The following is a 15,192-nucleotide window of genomic DNA, read 5'->3' as shown; positions in this document are numbered from 1 at the left end:
GGCCGCGCCGAGCACCTTTCGGGGTGGACGACACCTCACGCGCTCGCGGCCCCGCGAACTGTCGCGCAGCCCGAAAGGTGGCCGGCGGCGGCCTGGAGGCGCGTGGCGGGGCCGACCCGCGCCTCCAGGCCGGCAGGGGGTCAGGCGGGGGCGGGGGCCGTCGAATCGGCCAGGTGCAGGGCGCACGGGATGAGCGTGTGGGTGCGCTCGGTACTGCCGCCCTCGAGGCGGTCGACCAGCGACTCGACCGCCAGGCGGCCGAGCTCCGGACCGGGGGCGTTCAGCGTCGTGAGCACCGGTTCGGTCGCGGCGCCGGCGCCGTCGGAGGACACGATCGCGATGACCGAGACGTCCTCGGGGACCCGCCGACCGCCGGCCCGCAACCCGCTGACGAGCCCGAAGTTCGAGTCGTCCTTCATGATGATCGCGGCCGTGACGTCGGGGTCGTGCGCCAGCAGGTCCGCCGCCGCACGACGCCCGCCCTCGGCCGAGGCGCCGGCGGCGACCACGGTGCCGGTCAGGCCGCGGCGCTCGATGCCGGCGTGGAACGCTGCCTCGGAGCGGACCTTCGGCCCGTAGTCGGCCATCGTGGTGCCGTCGAGGTCCTCGACCACGAGCCCGATCCGGCGGTGCCCGAGCCCGGTGAGGTGATCGAGGGCGTCCTCGACGGTGCGCTCGAAGTCGATGTCGACGTACGAGATGCCCGAGGGGTCGGCGGTGCGGCCGATCGCGACGAACGGGACCTCGAGTTCGGTCAGACGGGCGATCCGGGGGTCGTGCATCGTGACCTCCATCACCACGACCCCGTCGGCGAGACCGCCCGAGATGAGGTCCTGCACGTCGTCCGCCGTCGTCACCGCCGGCCAGAGCACCAGGTGGTACCCGAGCTCCGAGGCACGGCTCGCGGCGCTCGTGAAGAACTGCAGCGCGGTCTGGCCGAGCCGGTGCTCGAGCACCGGGAACACGAGCGCGAGGATCCGGGTGCGGCGCGACGCCAGCGCACGGGCGACCACGTTGTTGCGGTAGCCCAGCTCGCGCATCGCCGCCGTGACCCGGGCACGGGTGTCGGCGGACACGCGCTTGTTCCCGTTCACGACGAAGGACACCGTCGCGATCGAGACGCCCGCCCGGTCGGCGACCTGCTGCATCGTCGCCATGCCGCTCCCTCACCCTGTTGCGCTCACTGTAGCGGGGGCCATGCCCGAAAAAGTTCGTCTAAGCGCTTTACCATCTAACCGCTTCGATGCTAGCTTCGACCCCACTCGGGACGCGACGGAGCGGTTCTGGTCCGGTCGTCCCCGATCCACGAGCGACACGTTCGACTCGTGTCCGGCAACCATCCAGAGAAGAGCGAAGCAATGAAGCCTCGACACCGCAGGACGCCTCAGGTCCTCAGCGCGGTCGCCATGCTGGCGGCCGTCCCCCTCGTCCTCGCCGGCTGCTCCGGCGGCTCGTCAGCGAGCTCCGGCGGCAAGGTGGACTCCATCACCGTGCTCGACTACTACAACCAGGGCAACGACAAGAAGGTCATCGGCGAGTACCTCGACAAGTGCGGGGCCGAGAACGACGTCACCATCAAGCGCAGCCTGGTGCCCGGCTCGTCGCTCATCCAGAAGGTCCTGCAGCAGGCGTCGTCGAAGACCCTGCCGGACGTCCTGATGCTCGACAACCCGGATCTGCAGCAGATCGCCGAGACCGGTGCACTGTCACCGCTGTCCGACTACGACATCTCGACCGACGGCTACGCCAAGGGCGTGCTGCAGGCCGGGACCTACGAGGACAAGGTCTACGGCCTCGCCCCCACCGTGAACACCATCGCGCTCTTCTACAACAAGAAGGTGCTGTCCGAGGCCGGTGTCACCCCGCCGAAGACGTGGGACGAACTGCAGTCCGCGGCGGCGAAGCTCACCAAGGGCGACCAGTACGGGTTCGCCGTCGACGCCAACGCCACGTACGAGGGCACCTGGCAGTTCCTGCCGTTCATGTGGTCGAACGGCGGCGACGAGAAGGACATCGCGACCCCGGAGACCGAGGAAGCACTGTCGCTCTGGAAGGGCCTGGTCGATGACGGCTCGATGTCGAAGAGCGTCGTGAACTGGACCCAGGCCGACGTGAACGACCAGTTCATGGCCGGCAAGGCCGCGATGATGATCAACGGCCCGTGGCAGATCCCCGGTCTGAAGGAGTCGAAGGTCGACTACGGGATCGCCCAGATCCCCGTGCAGGCCGCCAGCGACAAGGCCGTGGCCCCGCTCGGTGGCGAGGTCTGGACCGTCCCGAACACCGGTGACAAGGCGAAGCAGGCCGTCGCGGCGAAGATCGTCGACTGCATGAACAGCGACGCGAACCAGCTCGCGATGGCGAAGCTGCGGTACACGATCCCCTCGAAGACCGACGTCGCGCAGCAGTTCGGCAAGGACGTCCCCGAGGAGCAGGTGTTCGTCGACCTCGTCGCCGACGCCCGCGCCCGCACCGGCGAGCTCGGTGCCGACTGGCCCAAGGCCGCGACGAAGATCTACACGGCCGTGCAGTCGGCGCTGACCGGGCAGGACTCCCCGGCCGACGCCCTGCAGAACGCGCAGTCGAGCAACTGAGCATGACGAGCACCGCGACCCCCGTCGCCCCACGGCGGGCCGCCGGGAACGGAGCGCCCGCTCCGTCCCGGCGGCCCCGCCCGGGCCGCTCGCTGCGCTTCGAACGGATCGCGCAGCTGCTGTTCCTGCTGCCGGCCGTCCTGTTCCTGCTGCTGTTCTTCGGCTACCCGGTGGTCAAGAACATCGTCATGAGCTTCCAGGCGTACACGACGTCGACGTTCTACACGGGCGAGGCGCCGTGGGTCGGCCTGGCGAACTACGCCTCGGTCGTGTCGTCCCAGCTGTTCGGCACGGCGATGCTCAACACCGCGCTGTTCACGATCGGGTCGATCGTCGGCCAGTTCGTCCTCGGCTTGCTGCTCGCCCTGTTCTTCCGACGGAACTTCCCGCTGTCCGGCCTCCTGCGCTCGCTGCTCCTGCTGCCCTGGCTGCTGCCGCTCATCGTCTCGAGCGCGGTCTGGAAGTGGATGCTCGACCAGGACTCGGGCGTCGTCAACCAGTTCCTCGGCACCTTCGGCATCCCGTCGGTCCCGTGGCTGACGAGCCCCGCCGTGGCGCTCATCACCGTCATCGCGGTGAACATCTGGATCGGGATCCCCTTCAACACCACGATCCTGTACGGCGGTCTGCAGGACATCCCCACCGAGCTGTACGAGGCCGCGGCACTCGACGGCGCGACCGGGTGGAAGGCCTTCTGGGCGATCACCTGGCCGATGCTGCGCCCCGTCGTGAGCGTCACGCTCGTGCTCGGCGTCGTCTACACGATCAAGGTGCTCGACATCATCCTCGGGTTGACGAACGGCGGGCCGGCGAACGCCACCCAGACCATCGCGACCCAGTCCTACGACCTGTCGTTCAAGCAGTTCGACTTCGGGCAGGGCGCCGCGCTGAGCAACATCCTCATCGTGATCTCCGCCCTGTTCGCGATCGTCTACCTCCGCCTCAACAGGAAGGCCGTCGATGACTGACGCAGCGTCCACCAACGACGTCCTCCGGACCCGCGCGGTGGTCACCCGCGGCACCCGGCGACCCGTCCGTCCCACGAGCGCGAAGCAGTGGGTGCTGTCCGGCGTCGGGATCCTGATCCTCGCCGTGATGCTGTTCCCCGTCTACTGGATGATCAACATCTCGCTGCAGCCGGCCGGTTCCGCGATCGAGGCCGCCTGGTTCCCGATCAACGCGCAGCTCGGCGGTTACGCGCAGGCCATCGCCGACCAGGGCGGCGCCCTGGTCACGAGCCTGGTGATCGCCCTGGGCAGCGTCGTCGTCAGCCTGCTCATCGCGACGCCGGCGTCGTACGCGCTCGCCCAGTTCAAGGTCAAGGGCATCAACGCGGTGCTGTTCGGCATCCTCATCTCGCAGATGATCCCGGGCATCGTCGTCGCGAACGCCCTGTACGCGGCGTACAACGACCTCGGCCTGCTGAACACCGTGCCGGGGCTGATCCTGGCCGACAGCACCGCGGGCGTGCCCTTCGCGATCCTGATCATGCGGGCGTTCATGCAGAACATCCCGCCGTCGATCATCGAGGCCGCCAAGGTCGACGGTGCCGGCAACTTCCGGGCCTTCCGCTCGGTCGTCGTGCCGATCAGCGCCAACGCCCTGATCACCGCCGGACTGTTCACGTTCCTGTTCACCTGGAGCGACTTCCTGTTCGCCCTGACCCTCACCACCACCGAGGACGTCCGGCCGATCACGCTCGGCATCTACAACTACATCGGCACCTTCACCGCCGACTGGTCGACCGTCATGGCCGCCGCGGTGATGGCCTCGATCCCCGCCATCGTGCTGCTGCTCGTGGCGCAGAAGTTCATCGCCGCCGGGGCCACCGGCGGCGCAGTCAAGTGACCGGGTCCCACCACCCCCGAGAGGCACACACCATGACCACGACCCCGCTCCGCATCACCGTCTGGGGCGAGAACGTCCACGAACAGGTCGAGCAGCACGTCGCCGAGCGGTACCCCGACGGCATGCACGGCGCGATCGCGGACGGCATCCGCGAGCACCTGCCCGAGGCCGTCGTCCGGACCGCCACCATGCAGGAGCCCGAGCACGGCCTCACCGACGAGGTCCTCGCGAACACCGACGTCCTCACCTGGTGGGGGCACGCCGCACACCAGGACGTCGACGACGCCGTGGTCGACCGGGTGCACCGGCACGTGCTCTCCGGCATGGGGCTGCTCGTCCTGCACTCCGGCCACTGGTCGAAGATCTTCGGCAAGCTGATGGGCACCACGTGCACCCTCCGCTGGCGCAGCGAGCACGACCAGGAGCTCGTCTGGACCGTCAACCCGCAGCACCCGATCACCCGCGGGGTGCCGAACCCGATCGTCATCCCCGAGCAGGAGATGTACGGCGAGTACTTCGACGTCCCGACGCCCGACGAGCTCGTGTTCATCTCGGGCTTCACCGGCGGTGAGGTGTTCCGGAGCGGCATGACGTACCGTCGCGGCCTCGGGAAGATCTTCTACTTCTCCCCCGGTGACCAGGACTTCCCCGTCTACCACCACCCGGACGTCCGCCGCGTGATCGCGAACGGCGCCGAGTGGGCCCGGCCCGAGCGGGAGCGGGAGATCCCGACGCTCCGCCGCTACGACCTGGGCGAGTACTTCGACGGGCAGCACTACCGCGGCCCGTTCGACGACGCCGAGCCCGAGACCGCTGAGCCGGCGGCCAGCGAGCCGACGGCCGAGCGCGACGGGGCGCAGGCGTGAGCCCCCTCCGCGTCCTGCAGGTCGGCGCCGGCGGGATGGGGCGGGCCTGGCTCGCCACCGTCGCCGCCGACCCCGAGGTCGAGCTGGTCGGCATCGTCGACCTCGACCTCGACGCCGCCCGCGCCGGGGCCGAGCACGCCGGCGACCCGTCGATCCCGGTCGGGACGGACCTGACCGTACTGGCCGCCGAGACCGGTGCCGAGGCCGTCCTCGACATCACCGTGCCGGTCGCGCACCACCCGGTCACGCTGCAGGCACTCCGGGCCGGGCTCCCCGTGCTCGGCGAGAAACCGGCCGCACAGACCGTCGCCGAGGCACTGTCGCTCGCCGCCGCCGCCGAGGCCATGGGCAAGCTGTTCATGGTGTCGCAGTCCCGCCGCTACAACGACCAGCTCGTCGCGTTCCGGCAGCACGTCCGCGACCTCGGTGCCGTGGGCGGGCTGAGCACCCGGTTCGCGAAGGCGCCGCACTTCGGTGGTTTCCGCGAGGAGATGGACGACGTCCTGCTGCTCGACATGGCCATCCACGCCTTCGACTCCGCCCGGTACGTGCTCGAACGCGACCCGGTGTCGGTGTACTGCGAGTCGTGGAACCCGTCGTGGTCCTGGTACCGGGGCGACGCGGCCGCCGCAGCCGTCTTCACGTTCGAGGACGACGTCCGCTACGTCTACGACGGCTCGTGGTGCGCGCCGGGTGCCGAGACCTCGTGGAACGGCGACTGGCGTGCCTCCGGAGCGGCTGGTACGGCACTCTGGGACGGCGACCACGACCCCTCGAGCGACCTCGACGGCACCCCCGGTTCCCCTGCCGCTGCGCCGTCGGTCGGGCACGAGATCGCCGGGTCGCTGGCGTCCTTCGTCCGGGCGGTCCGCTCCGGCGAGGTGCCGGACGGCGAGGTGCACGGCAACGTGATGAGCCTCACGATGGTCGACGCGGCCATCACCTCGGCCCGCAGCGGGCGCCGGGTCGTCATCGACGAGGTGCTCGAACAGGCGCACCGCGACGCCCTGGCCGCCGAGCAGGACGACGCGATCCGCGACCGCCTGGCCGGGTGGGAGTCGGTCCGCGGCGCCCTGCGCGAGCGGCTGCCCGCGTCCTGAGACGCGACCGCATGACGGACAGGAGGCCCGTGGCGACGCCGCCACGGGCCTCCTGTCCGTCCGTGCGCGCGATCAGCGCGGGATGACGGAGAACAGGAACTTCTTGCGGACCATGTACCAGGCCAGCAGGATCAGCGCCGTGTGCACCACGAAACCGATCCAGAAGTCCCCCCACGGCACACCGGGGATCGACGCGATCGCCAGGGCGAAGAACACCTGCCAGACGAAGACGTACAGGCTCGCCTGCCCGAGCGGGATCCAGAGCCAGCCGATGGCTGCGGCGATGGGCTTCCAGAACACCGTGAGGATCGCGTAGGACACGACCGCGAAGAACGCGATGTCCACCAGTCGGCCCCACTGCAGGTCCACCCGCTGGTACGCCGTGTTGTACAGGGACTCGTACATCGTCGCCGGGAACGGCACCGGGGTGAACCCGAAGTGGTCGCCGGCCCACACGTAGACCAGGAACGCCGCGTACCCGCCGACGGCGACGCCGACCAGGACCTTGCCGAGCCGCCCGGTGAGCGCGCCGACGATCTGCCGCCGGTAGTACCCGAGCACGAGCCCGTGGGTGAACACCACCTGCCAGGTGAACAGGGGGAACACCGCCTCGAACTGGGAGTTCAGCGGACGGAAGTCGGGGTTGAGCGCCTGGAACACGTACAGCGCCCAGCTGGCGGCGAGGAGCGCCCACCAGAACCCGCGGCGGATCACCCAGATGAGCACCGGGATGAACAGGCTCAGCACCACGAACAGGCCCATGATGTTGAACGGCCACGGCCCCATCTCGAGCAGCAGGAACTGCCGGATCGCGTACCAGGGCGGCGGGTAGGCGAGCAGCTGCATCGCGTTCGGGTACAGGTCGTAGACCCGGCCCTCGGCATCGACACCGCCGGTGCCCGTGCCGCGGTCGGTGAACGTGGTGATGGCGTCGGTGTTCAGGAACGGGACGAAGCTCAGCGCGAAGACCACCAGGATCACCACGAGCGTGACGACGTACTGCTTGCGCGCGCGCTTCCACGCCCCGACGGCCGCCGCCCACTCGCCGAACTTCTTCACGGCGAACGGGTACGTCATGCCGAGGACCATGCCGGACAGGAACACGAACATCTCGGCGCCGGTGATCGCACCGACGGCGTGCAGCGTGAGGTACGAGTACGGCCCGCCGATCTCGATGTGGGTGATCACCACGGCGAGGATGATGAACCCGCGGAACAGGTCGAGCCGCAGGTCACGGCCGGGCTTGCCGTCGTCGGGGTAGCGCCAGCTCGGCAGGAGCCGGCCGAACACCCCGCTCAGCAGGAAGACGATCGCCAGGCCGGCGGCCAGCCAGACGATCCACGCCATCTGCTCGCCGCCGGTCTCGTACTCCTGGGAGATCGCGGCGTTGCCCTGCTGCACGGTCACGCGGTCGGTGACCGGACCGAAGGCGAAGTCCCCGGACCGCTCGAGGTCGGTGCGGAAGGACTCCGCGACGCCCGGGTCCGCGGTGAGTCGCCAGTCGGCCACGCGGTTGCCGGCCTCGGGTTCGCGTCGCTCGGCCTCGAGCACGGTCATGCCCCGGATCAGCGGACGCTCCTGCACCGCGGCGAGCACCTGCCGCCACCAGCTCTGCTTGACCTGGAGCTCGGCGTCGCCCTGCAGCTCGCGGTTGTACAGGGCGCCGGTGTCGAGGAGCATCGGGCGGTCGTCGGCGGCCGCGAACCGGTCGTAGAACGTGCCCGACTGGGGTTGGTCGTACCCCCAGTCCTCGTCGAACCGGGACTCGACCTCACCGCTGCGGGTGAGCGGCACGGCGCGACCGGCGGCCTCGGTCGGGTCGCCCTTGCCGTACGAGAACATCGACAGCCCGACCCAGTCGACCGCTTCCGCCCCCGGCCAGTACGGCCCGTACGGGTCGTCGGCGCCGGTGAGCTGTCCGTCGCCGTTCGTGTCCGCCTTGGCGACGTCGACCGGGGACAGGTTCCGCAGCCGCCCGGCGGACTCGCCGAACGGGTAGCCGGCACCGTACCCGGGCGACCACACCATGAGCGCGTCCGACGTGCCCGCGTGCACGGTCGTCCCGAGCGCCCGGAACGCCCGGACGAACTCCGTCGGCTGCTGGCCCCAGCGGACCCACGTGCCGTTCATCTGCGGTGCGAACCGGACGAGCACCTGGGTGTCGTACTGGTCGTGCAGGTCCTCGAACACGGTGTTGACGGCGCGGGTGTCCGCGGTGTCGAGCGACCGCAGTTCGCGGTCGGGTTCGAGGCTCACGACGAGCACCGCCCCCTGGGTCGCCGCCGCCCGCGCCGAGCGGAGGAGCTCCTGCTTCGCCGTGCGGTCGAGCGGGTAGTCGACGGAGACCCCGTACATCGACGGCGTCGCGCCGAGCCGCCCCTCGTACCCTTCGGGCGAGTCGCTGGCCCAGTCGAGGTCGGGGCCGAACCACGTCGACCCCTCGGCCGGCTGCACGGCGGCGGCCGGGTGCACGGACGCAGCCGACGCCGGCAGCGCACCACCGAGCAGGAGCGTGGCGATCGTGACGAGGAGGGCGACCGCGCGGGCCACCGGCTTCTTCACCGGTCGCACGCTAGCGTCCAGACGTTGTGGCCGGGCTCGTGCCGGTGCTCCAACCGGTCGAGCGCCGCGATGGCGAGTGCGAGACCCCGCCCGCTCTCTTGTTCGACGTCGGCCATGGTGACGGCACTCAGGTCGATGTCGACGGGCATCCCGTTGTCGGTCAGCACCGCGGTCAGGGCCCGGTCGGTGGCCTCGAGGTGCACGGAGTACCGGCGCCCGGTCCCCCGGTCGGCGCGGACGGTGTGCTCGACGATGTTCGCGGCGACCTCGGCCAGGGCGGTCTCGAGCGCGAAGCGGAGCCGCACGTCGTCGATGCCCAGGCCGTCCCACCACGCGGCGAAGCGGTCCTGCACCTCGTCGAGGGAGTCCGGCGTCGCGGCGACCTCGAACGTGGTCTCGGTGCTCACAGGGGTCCTCCTGCGGTGCTCGACTCGTGTTCGGACTGGGCTGGGGTGGCCGGGCCGCGGTACCGGACGGCCCGGATCACGATGCTGAAGATGAACAGGTCGAAGACGACCCACGCGGTGTTCACGAGCGGCGCGATCCCCTCGGCCTGGCCGGTCAGGTAGCGGATGCCGATCATGACCAGCGCGGCCACCAGGGCACCCATCGCGTACAGCTGCGGCTTGACCAGGTCCCAACGCGGCTTCTGCTCGGTCTCGTCGCGCACCTTCGGGGTGACGCGGAACCCGAGCGGCTTGCCCCGGTAGACGTTCTGGAAGGCGCTGGTCACCGACTCGATCCAGATCGGGAAGAGTGCGAGCGAGTACTGCTGCCCGCGCCAGGTCGGTCTGCCGGCGGCCACCACCCAGAACAGCAGCTGGTTGAACACCAGGAACGGGATGAGCCGTGCGAAGAAGTCGACGCTGTAGGCCTGCACCGGGATGACCCCGAACGACAGGCAGAGCACCGGGGCGGCGATGTAGACGATCGCGGCGAACCCGGACAGGTAGCTCCACATCGTCGAGAAGTACATGAGCCGCTGCCCCCACGACAGCCCCTTCTGCACGAGGGGGTTCTCGCGGAAGAACACCTGCATGGTGCCCTGCGCCCAGCGAAGTCGCTGCACGAGCATCGTCGGCAGGTCCTCGGGGGCCAGGCCCTTCGCCAGGATCTCGTCGTGGTACGCCGACTTCCAGCCGAGGCCGTGCAGGCGCATCGCGGTGGCCATGTCCTCGGTCACCGAGATCGTCGCCAGCGGCATGATCGGCTGCGCCTCGTCGTCACGGTTCACGTCGAGGGCACGGGCGAGCACCGCGATGGACTCGATGGCGGCGACCGGTGAGGCCTCACGCCGGCCGAGCACGTCGAGGGCGGCGTCGTCGAGACCGGCGAAGGTGTTGGCGTCGGTGGACATCGCCGCGAGCTCCTGCAGGTCGTTCCGCACGGACTCGAGGTCGGCGGCGGCGAACCGGAACGCGATGGCGTCGATCCCCCGCTGGAACGCGTACGTCACGTCGCCGAGCGGCTCACCGGCGCGCACCTGCTCGCGCGCCTGGTCCACCACGGCCTCGGCGTCGTCGAGGGCGGCGAGCACGCGCGGGTCGGTCTCGGTCTCGCGGGAGCGGGCGAGGAGCTTGCGCGAGGTGGCGAGGGTGCGCTGCACGGACGCCTCGACCTCGGCCACGTAGCGCGAGATGCCGAGCTGCATGAGCGCTTCGCGCCGCAGGATGGCGTTCGACCCGCAGAAGAACGCGGCGTTCCAGCCGTCCTTCGACTGCTGGATCGGACCGTAGAACAGCGGCGCCTGGCTGCCGAGGGGGTCGTCGTCCGGCACGTTCTCGAACCACTGCGGCGTCTGCACGAGCGCCATCCGCGGGTCTTTGAAGTACCCGAGGGTGCGGTCGAGGATCGCCGGGTCGGGCACCTGGTCGGCGTCGAGGATGAGCAGGAACTCGCCCTGCGTCGCGAGCAGGGCGTTGTTGAGGTTGCCGGCCTTGGCGTGCCGGGGCCGGTCCACCCAGTCGGCGCCGCGCGTGATGACGCCGATGCCGAGCGCCTCGGCCGCCGCACGCATCTCGGGGCGGTTGCCGTCGTCGAGGATCCAGGTGGTGTGCGGGTGCGTGATCGCCTTCGCCGCCCGGGCAGTGCGCTCGACCAGGTCGATCGGCTCGTTGTAGGTCGTGATGAAGACGTCGACGGTGACGTCGGTGGACGGCTTCGCCGGTGGTTCGCCGCGCTCCCGGAGCCGCCAGGCCCCGAGGGCGAAGAGCAGGGAGTCGATGACGCTGTAGGTCTCGGCGAGGATCAGCGGCACCGCGATCCACCACGAGTGCCAGTTCACCGAGGCCGCCCAGCGCCACACGATGTAGTTGACACCGGCGAGGGAGGCCAGGAGCGCCACCGTCCGCACGGCCACCAGGCGTCGGCGGGCGGTGCCGGTGGTCAGGCGGCGGCGGTCCTGTCGGCTGACGTCGAGCGCGGTCACCGGGTCTCCCCGTCCGCGGCGTCGCCGGACGTGCTGCGTCGCAAGCGTTCCTCCTGATCCCCGCGCGGGCCCCGGCCGCGTCGCACGCCCGAGTGTGGTTCCGTCCGGCAGCTGACCCGGAGGGCACCGTGCCGGTCGTCCGCTCCGGTCATCGGGCACGACCTCGGCGTGACGACCTGTCTACCGCACGGGCGGGTGCTCTGTCAGGCAGCGCACCCGATCTGGGGACAGCACGCGCGTCAGAACGTGGCGGTGAACCCCAGGTCATCCGCTAGACGCACGATGACCTGGTCGAAGTAGGCGGCCGGGTCGGACACGGAACCGACGAAGTGTCCGAAGAGCTCGAACGAGATCGTCCCGAACACCGTCGTCCAGGCCATCAGGGTGCGGACGAGGACCTCGTCGGGCAGGGTGATGCCGAACGAGCGCAGGGTGGCGACCCCGTCCGCGACGGCGGGACCGGCCACCCCGGGAGCCGCCGGAGGAGCGGTGGGTGATCCGGGCCTCCCGGCCGCCGGCGTCGACGTGACGGACGAGCCCGACGCGCCAGGCGCACCCGACACACCAGGCGCGCCAGGCGCGCCAGGCGCACCGGACCCGACGGCGTCCGCGACCACGCGCACCAGCGCCAGCGTCGTCCGCGTCGCGGGCACGACGGTCTCCCGCGGCGCCGCGTAGCCGGGCACGGGCGAACCGAACAGCAGCGCGAAGTCCCCCGGGTGCGCGATCGACCAGTCCCGGATCGCCCGGCACATCGCCACCCAGCGCGCACCGGGAGTCGGTCCGGCCGCGACACCGGCGGCCTCGACCGCGGCGCCGAGCTCGTCGTAGTCGGTGATGAGCAGGGCCGTCAGCAGGTCGTCGCGGCTCGGGAAGTACCGGTACACGGCCGACGAGACCATCCCGACGTCACGGGCGACGGCACGCAGGCTGAGTGCGGCAGGACCCTCGCCGGTCAGGCGGGTGCGCGCCGCAGCCAGGATCTCCGCGGTGACCGTCTGCCGTGCGAGTGCTCGGGCGGTGGGTGCCATCCGGTGATCCTGGCACGGGAGAGCAGCGCACACAAAGGAGAGCACTGCTCTTGCTTTCGCGTCCACGAACCGTCATGCTCGGTTCCGAGAGCAGTGCTCTCGGAATCGATCAGGAAGCAGGAGACCATGACCCACCACCTCGTCGTCGGTGCCGGCCCCGTCGGCCGGCACGTCGCGGAACTGTTGACCGTCCGGGGCGACCGCGTCACCGTCGTCTCCCGCTCCGGTCGCAGCACGGGCATCGCCGGGGTCGAGCACCTCGCGCTCGACGCCTCCGATGCCGATGCCCTCTCCCGCGCCGCCGAGGGAGCAGCCGTCCTCCACAACTGCGCGAACCCCGGCGACTACACGCAGTGGGAGCGCACCTGGCCCCCGCTCGCCGCAGCACTGCTCACCGCGGCCGAACGCACCGGGGCGATCTACGCCATCACCGGGAACCTGTACCCGTACGGCCCGGTCGACGGGCCGATGCACGAGGGACTGCCGGACGCTGCCACCGACCACAAGGGGGTGCTCCGCGCGACCCTGTGGGCCGATGCCTTCGCCGCGCACGACGCCGGCCGTGTCCGGGTCGTCGAGGTCCGCGCCTCGGACTACCTCGGCCCCGGGATCGGCGCGAACGGGCACGTCACACGCGTGCTGCCGGCGGCGCTGCGGGGACGGGCGGTGTCGATGGTCGGTCGCACGGACCTGCCGCACACCTTCACCGACGTGTTCGACGTCGCCCGGACCCTCGTCGCCGCTGCCGAGGACCAGGGCGCACACGGTCGCACGTGGATGGTGCCGAGCAACGCCCCGCGGACGCAGCGCCAGGCCCTCACCGACGTCCTCACGGCGGCGGGGAAGCCCGCGGTGCCGGTACGCCGGATGCCCGCGGCCCTGTTCCGCGTCGGCGGGCTCGTGTCGCCGATGATGCGTGAGCTGGCCGACCTGACCTACCAGTGGACCGCGCCGTACGTGGTCGACGACCGCGAGAGCCGGGCACGCTTCGGCATCGAACCGACCCCGTGGGACGAGGTCTGCCGCCGCACGGCCGCCGGCGCGGCCTGAACCACCGCCGCCGACATCGCCGCCGGCCGCCGGCACCGCCCGAACAAGCGCAGCCGCCGCCCGACGCAGCGCGAACAACCGCCGCCGCCCGCCGCCACACACGGAAGGGGGACAGGACGCGCCGTTGCGCCCTGTCCCCCTTCCGCCTCGCACCGCCGGTCAGATCACCAGCAGCCTCGAGTACTGCGCCGCGTCGAGCTGCTGGGCAGCTCCACCCGCGGCGGGGACCTTCCACAGCCCGACCGAGGGGCCGCTGTCGATGGACACGAACACGTCCCCGTCGGCGGAGGCGGCACCCAGGTGCTCGCCACGCGACCCGGCGGTCAGCCCGGTCACCGGCACGGTGGACGTGCCACCGCTGCCGACCACGAGCTTGTCCGGGATGCCGCGGTCGATCTTGCAACCGGTCGGGCTGGTCGGGTACTCCGCCGGGGCGGGGCAGAACTCCGCCGACTGCAGGAGCGAGAAGCCGTCCGCGTTCGCGGCAGCGTACTCGAACGCGTTCCGCGGTTCGATCTTCGTCAGTTCGGTCGCCCCGGGCTTCAGCTGGTACCAGGTCCACGCCCCGGCGGCACCGGGCGAGCGGATGTCGACGTAGACGTTGCCCTGCGAGTCCGCGAGCACGCCGGCGGGGTAGCCGACGGTCGAGCCGCCCGGCCCGGTGAACGTGCGGGCGGCGATGCCGGTGCCCTTGACGTACGGCCGGCTGACCGTTCCGCCGAGCACGACGACCTTGCCGTCCGGGGTGACCGTCCAGAAACGCTCATCGCTCCCGACGGCCTTGCCACCCAGGTCCAGCACGACCTTCGGGGTCGAGGTGCCGACGGACAGCTTCTGCACCGCGCCGGTCACCGAGTCCACCCAGTACAGGTTGCCCTCGGCGTCGGAGCGCAGGTCCGGGGTCAGGTGCAGGCCGGACGCGATGATCGAGATCCCGCTGCCGTCGGCCGGGTCCCGCAGGATCTCGGTGCCGTCCGCCGACGGGGTGAACACGTCATCGTCGGCGTTCGCGGCGAACCCTTCGCCGTGCGTCGCGACGACGGTCTTCGCCCCTCTGCCGGAGTCCGCGAACCGCACGACGGCACCGTTGCCGTCGAGGGCGAACAGCGACTGCGCCGTCTCCGGCTCGGGCACCGACGGTGACGTCCAGCGCAGCGTGACCGTGCGACCGGTCCCCCGGTGGCCGAGGGCACGCACCGAGAAGCGGTAGGTGGTCGCGGGCGAGAGCTCGTCGAAGCGGTCGGAGCGGGCGCGCGGGAGGAGTCGGTGGACCTGGTGGTCGTGCCGGTTCGCGACGGCGTCGACGTCGACCTTCCAGCCGGTCACCTTGGCGCCGCGGTCCGGGCCGCGCCATGTCAGCGTGGCACTGTCCGCGTCGCCGGTGACCCGGACCGCGGTCGGTGCTCCGGGCACCGACGGAGAGGTGTGCGCCGTCGCCGGCACCGCACCTCCGAAGACGAGCGCCGCGGCGGCGACCGCGGTGATGAGTGCTCGGTACACGATGGTTCCCCTGCCTTCTCCGCGGCTCCCTGCGTCACGGCTCCGGTCATCACAGCACCGTGCGGACTCCAGGGGAACGCCTGCGGGCGGGATCTGCGGTTCCCCGCACCGCAAGATGCGCAGGGCCCGTACCGGCAGACGCCGTCGTGTTCCCGAGACACCGCCGAATCCGACGGCGCCTCGCCGACTCGGCGGCGCGGAACCGACACGACG

Annotated in this window: 12 protein-coding genes; 6 read left to right on the top strand and 6 right to left on the bottom strand. The window is 71.0% G+C overall.

Annotation, left to right across the window (positions count from 1 at the left end; all coding sequences use genetic code 11):
* Positions 1-140 precede the first annotated feature (140 nt).
* Positions 141-1,157: a LacI family DNA-binding transcriptional regulator gene (locus BR70_RS0100315; RefSeq protein WP_027464445.1), complete on the bottom strand. Its 1,017-nt coding sequence runs from the start codon at positions 1,155-1,157 to the stop codon at positions 141-143.
* A gap of 201 nt (positions 1,158-1,358) precedes the next feature.
* Between BR70_RS0100315 and BR70_RS0100310 the strand changes: the two genes are divergently transcribed.
* From BR70_RS0100310 to BR70_RS0100290, 5 genes are read left to right on the top strand one after another with little or no spacing between them, the layout of a single operon-like run.
* Positions 1,359-2,594 (top strand): sugar ABC transporter substrate-binding protein, encoded by a 1,236-nt coding sequence (locus BR70_RS0100310; protein ID WP_027464444.1) that lies wholly within the window; start codon positions 1,359-1,361, stop codon positions 2,592-2,594.
* Positions 2,595-2,596: 2 nt separating this feature from the next.
* On the top strand, positions 2,597-3,562 hold the full coding sequence (locus tag BR70_RS0100305) for a carbohydrate ABC transporter permease (RefSeq protein WP_027464443.1): 966 nt from the start codon (positions 2,597-2,599) through the stop codon (positions 3,560-3,562).
* Entirely contained in the window at positions 3,555-4,442 is an 888-nt protein-coding gene (locus BR70_RS0100300; protein WP_027464442.1) for a carbohydrate ABC transporter permease, read from the top strand. The genes BR70_RS0100305 and BR70_RS0100300 overlap by 8 nt, the downstream gene beginning before the upstream one ends.
* A gap of 32 nt (positions 4,443-4,474) precedes the next feature.
* A complete protein-coding gene (locus tag BR70_RS0100295) occupies positions 4,475-5,308 on the top strand; it encodes a ThuA domain-containing protein (RefSeq protein WP_027464441.1) in 834 nt (277 codons plus the stop codon).
* Positions 5,305-6,408 carry a Gfo/Idh/MocA family protein gene (locus BR70_RS0100290; RefSeq protein ID WP_027464440.1) on the top strand — a complete coding sequence of 368 codons (1,104 nt, stop codon included), beginning with the start codon at positions 5,305-5,307 and terminating at the stop codon, positions 6,406-6,408. The genes BR70_RS0100295 and BR70_RS0100290 overlap by 4 nt, the downstream gene beginning before the upstream one ends.
* A 72-nt stretch (positions 6,409-6,480) precedes the next feature.
* Here BR70_RS0100290 and opgC read toward each other — a convergent pair whose 3' ends face one another.
* The 4 genes from opgC to BR70_RS0100270 all read right to left on the bottom strand — a co-directional run bounded on the left by opgC (position 6,481) and on the right by BR70_RS0100270 (position 12,429).
* The gene (gene opgC / locus BR70_RS0100285; RefSeq protein WP_155896715.1) at positions 6,481-8,970 is read right to left on the bottom strand and encodes an OpgC domain-containing protein; all 2,490 of its coding nucleotides are present in this window, start codon (positions 8,968-8,970) and stop codon (positions 6,481-6,483) included.
* Complete coding sequence (locus tag BR70_RS18775; RefSeq protein ID WP_051596482.1) at positions 8,967-9,377, bottom strand: ATP-binding protein; 411 nt, start codon at positions 9,375-9,377, stop codon at positions 8,967-8,969. Before BR70_RS18775 ends, opgC begins: the two co-directional genes overlap by 4 nt.
* Positions 9,374-11,329: a glycosyltransferase gene (locus tag BR70_RS0100275; RefSeq protein WP_231495620.1), complete on the bottom strand. Its 1,956-nt coding sequence runs from the start codon at positions 11,327-11,329 to the stop codon at positions 9,374-9,376. Before BR70_RS0100275 ends, BR70_RS18775 begins: the two co-directional genes overlap by 4 nt.
* Positions 11,330-11,637: 308 nt before the next feature.
* Positions 11,638-12,429, bottom strand: coding sequence for a TetR/AcrR family transcriptional regulator (locus tag BR70_RS0100270; protein WP_027464437.1), 792 nt, complete (start codon positions 12,427-12,429; stop codon positions 11,638-11,640).
* A 126-nt stretch (positions 12,430-12,555) separates the two neighbouring features.
* Between BR70_RS0100270 and BR70_RS0100265 the strand changes: the two genes are divergently transcribed.
* Complete coding sequence (locus tag BR70_RS0100265; protein WP_027464436.1) at positions 12,556-13,479, top strand: NAD-dependent epimerase/dehydratase family protein; 924 nt, start codon at positions 12,556-12,558, stop codon at positions 13,477-13,479.
* A 159-nt stretch (positions 13,480-13,638) separates the two neighbouring features.
* Here the strand turns inward: BR70_RS0100265 and BR70_RS0100260 are convergent, their stop codons facing one another.
* Complete coding sequence (locus tag BR70_RS0100260) at positions 13,639-14,979, bottom strand: fibronectin type III domain-containing protein (protein ID WP_027464435.1); 1,341 nt, start codon at positions 14,977-14,979, stop codon at positions 13,639-13,641.
* Positions 14,980-15,192: the final 213 nt, after the last annotated feature.

The sequence above is a fragment of the Curtobacterium sp. UNCCL17 genome, from assembly GCF_000686685.1.
GTDB lineage: Bacteria > Actinomycetota > Actinomycetes > Actinomycetales > Microbacteriaceae > Curtobacterium > Curtobacterium flaccumfaciens.
The sequence above is the reverse complement of the archived record's forward strand: the minus strand, read 5'-3'. Positions and strand labels throughout refer to the sequence as shown.

Excerpts from the sequence above, each read along its gene's own strand:
- BR70_RS0100310 (WP_027464444.1), top strand. The coding sequence starts at position 1,359 with ATGAAGCCTCGACACCGCAGGACGCCTCAGGTCCTCAGCGCGGTCGCC.
- BR70_RS0100305 (WP_027464443.1), top strand. The coding sequence starts at position 2,597 with ATGACGAGCACCGCGACCCCCGTCGCCCCACGGCGGGCCGCCGGGAAC.
- BR70_RS0100300 (WP_027464442.1), top strand. The coding sequence starts at position 3,555 with ATGACTGACGCAGCGTCCACCAACGACGTCCTCCGGACCCGCGCGGTG.
- BR70_RS0100315 (WP_027464445.1), bottom strand. The coding sequence starts at position 1,157 with ATGGCGACGATGCAGCAGGTCGCCGACCGGGCGGGCGTCTCGATCGCG.
- BR70_RS0100270 (WP_027464437.1), bottom strand. The coding sequence starts at position 12,429 with ATGGCACCCACCGCCCGAGCACTCGCACGGCAGACGGTCACCGCGGAG.
- BR70_RS0100295 (WP_027464441.1), top strand. The coding sequence starts at position 4,475 with ATGACCACGACCCCGCTCCGCATCACCGTCTGGGGCGAGAACGTCCAC.
- BR70_RS0100265 (WP_027464436.1), top strand. The coding sequence starts at position 12,556 with ATGACCCACCACCTCGTCGTCGGTGCCGGCCCCGTCGGCCGGCACGTC.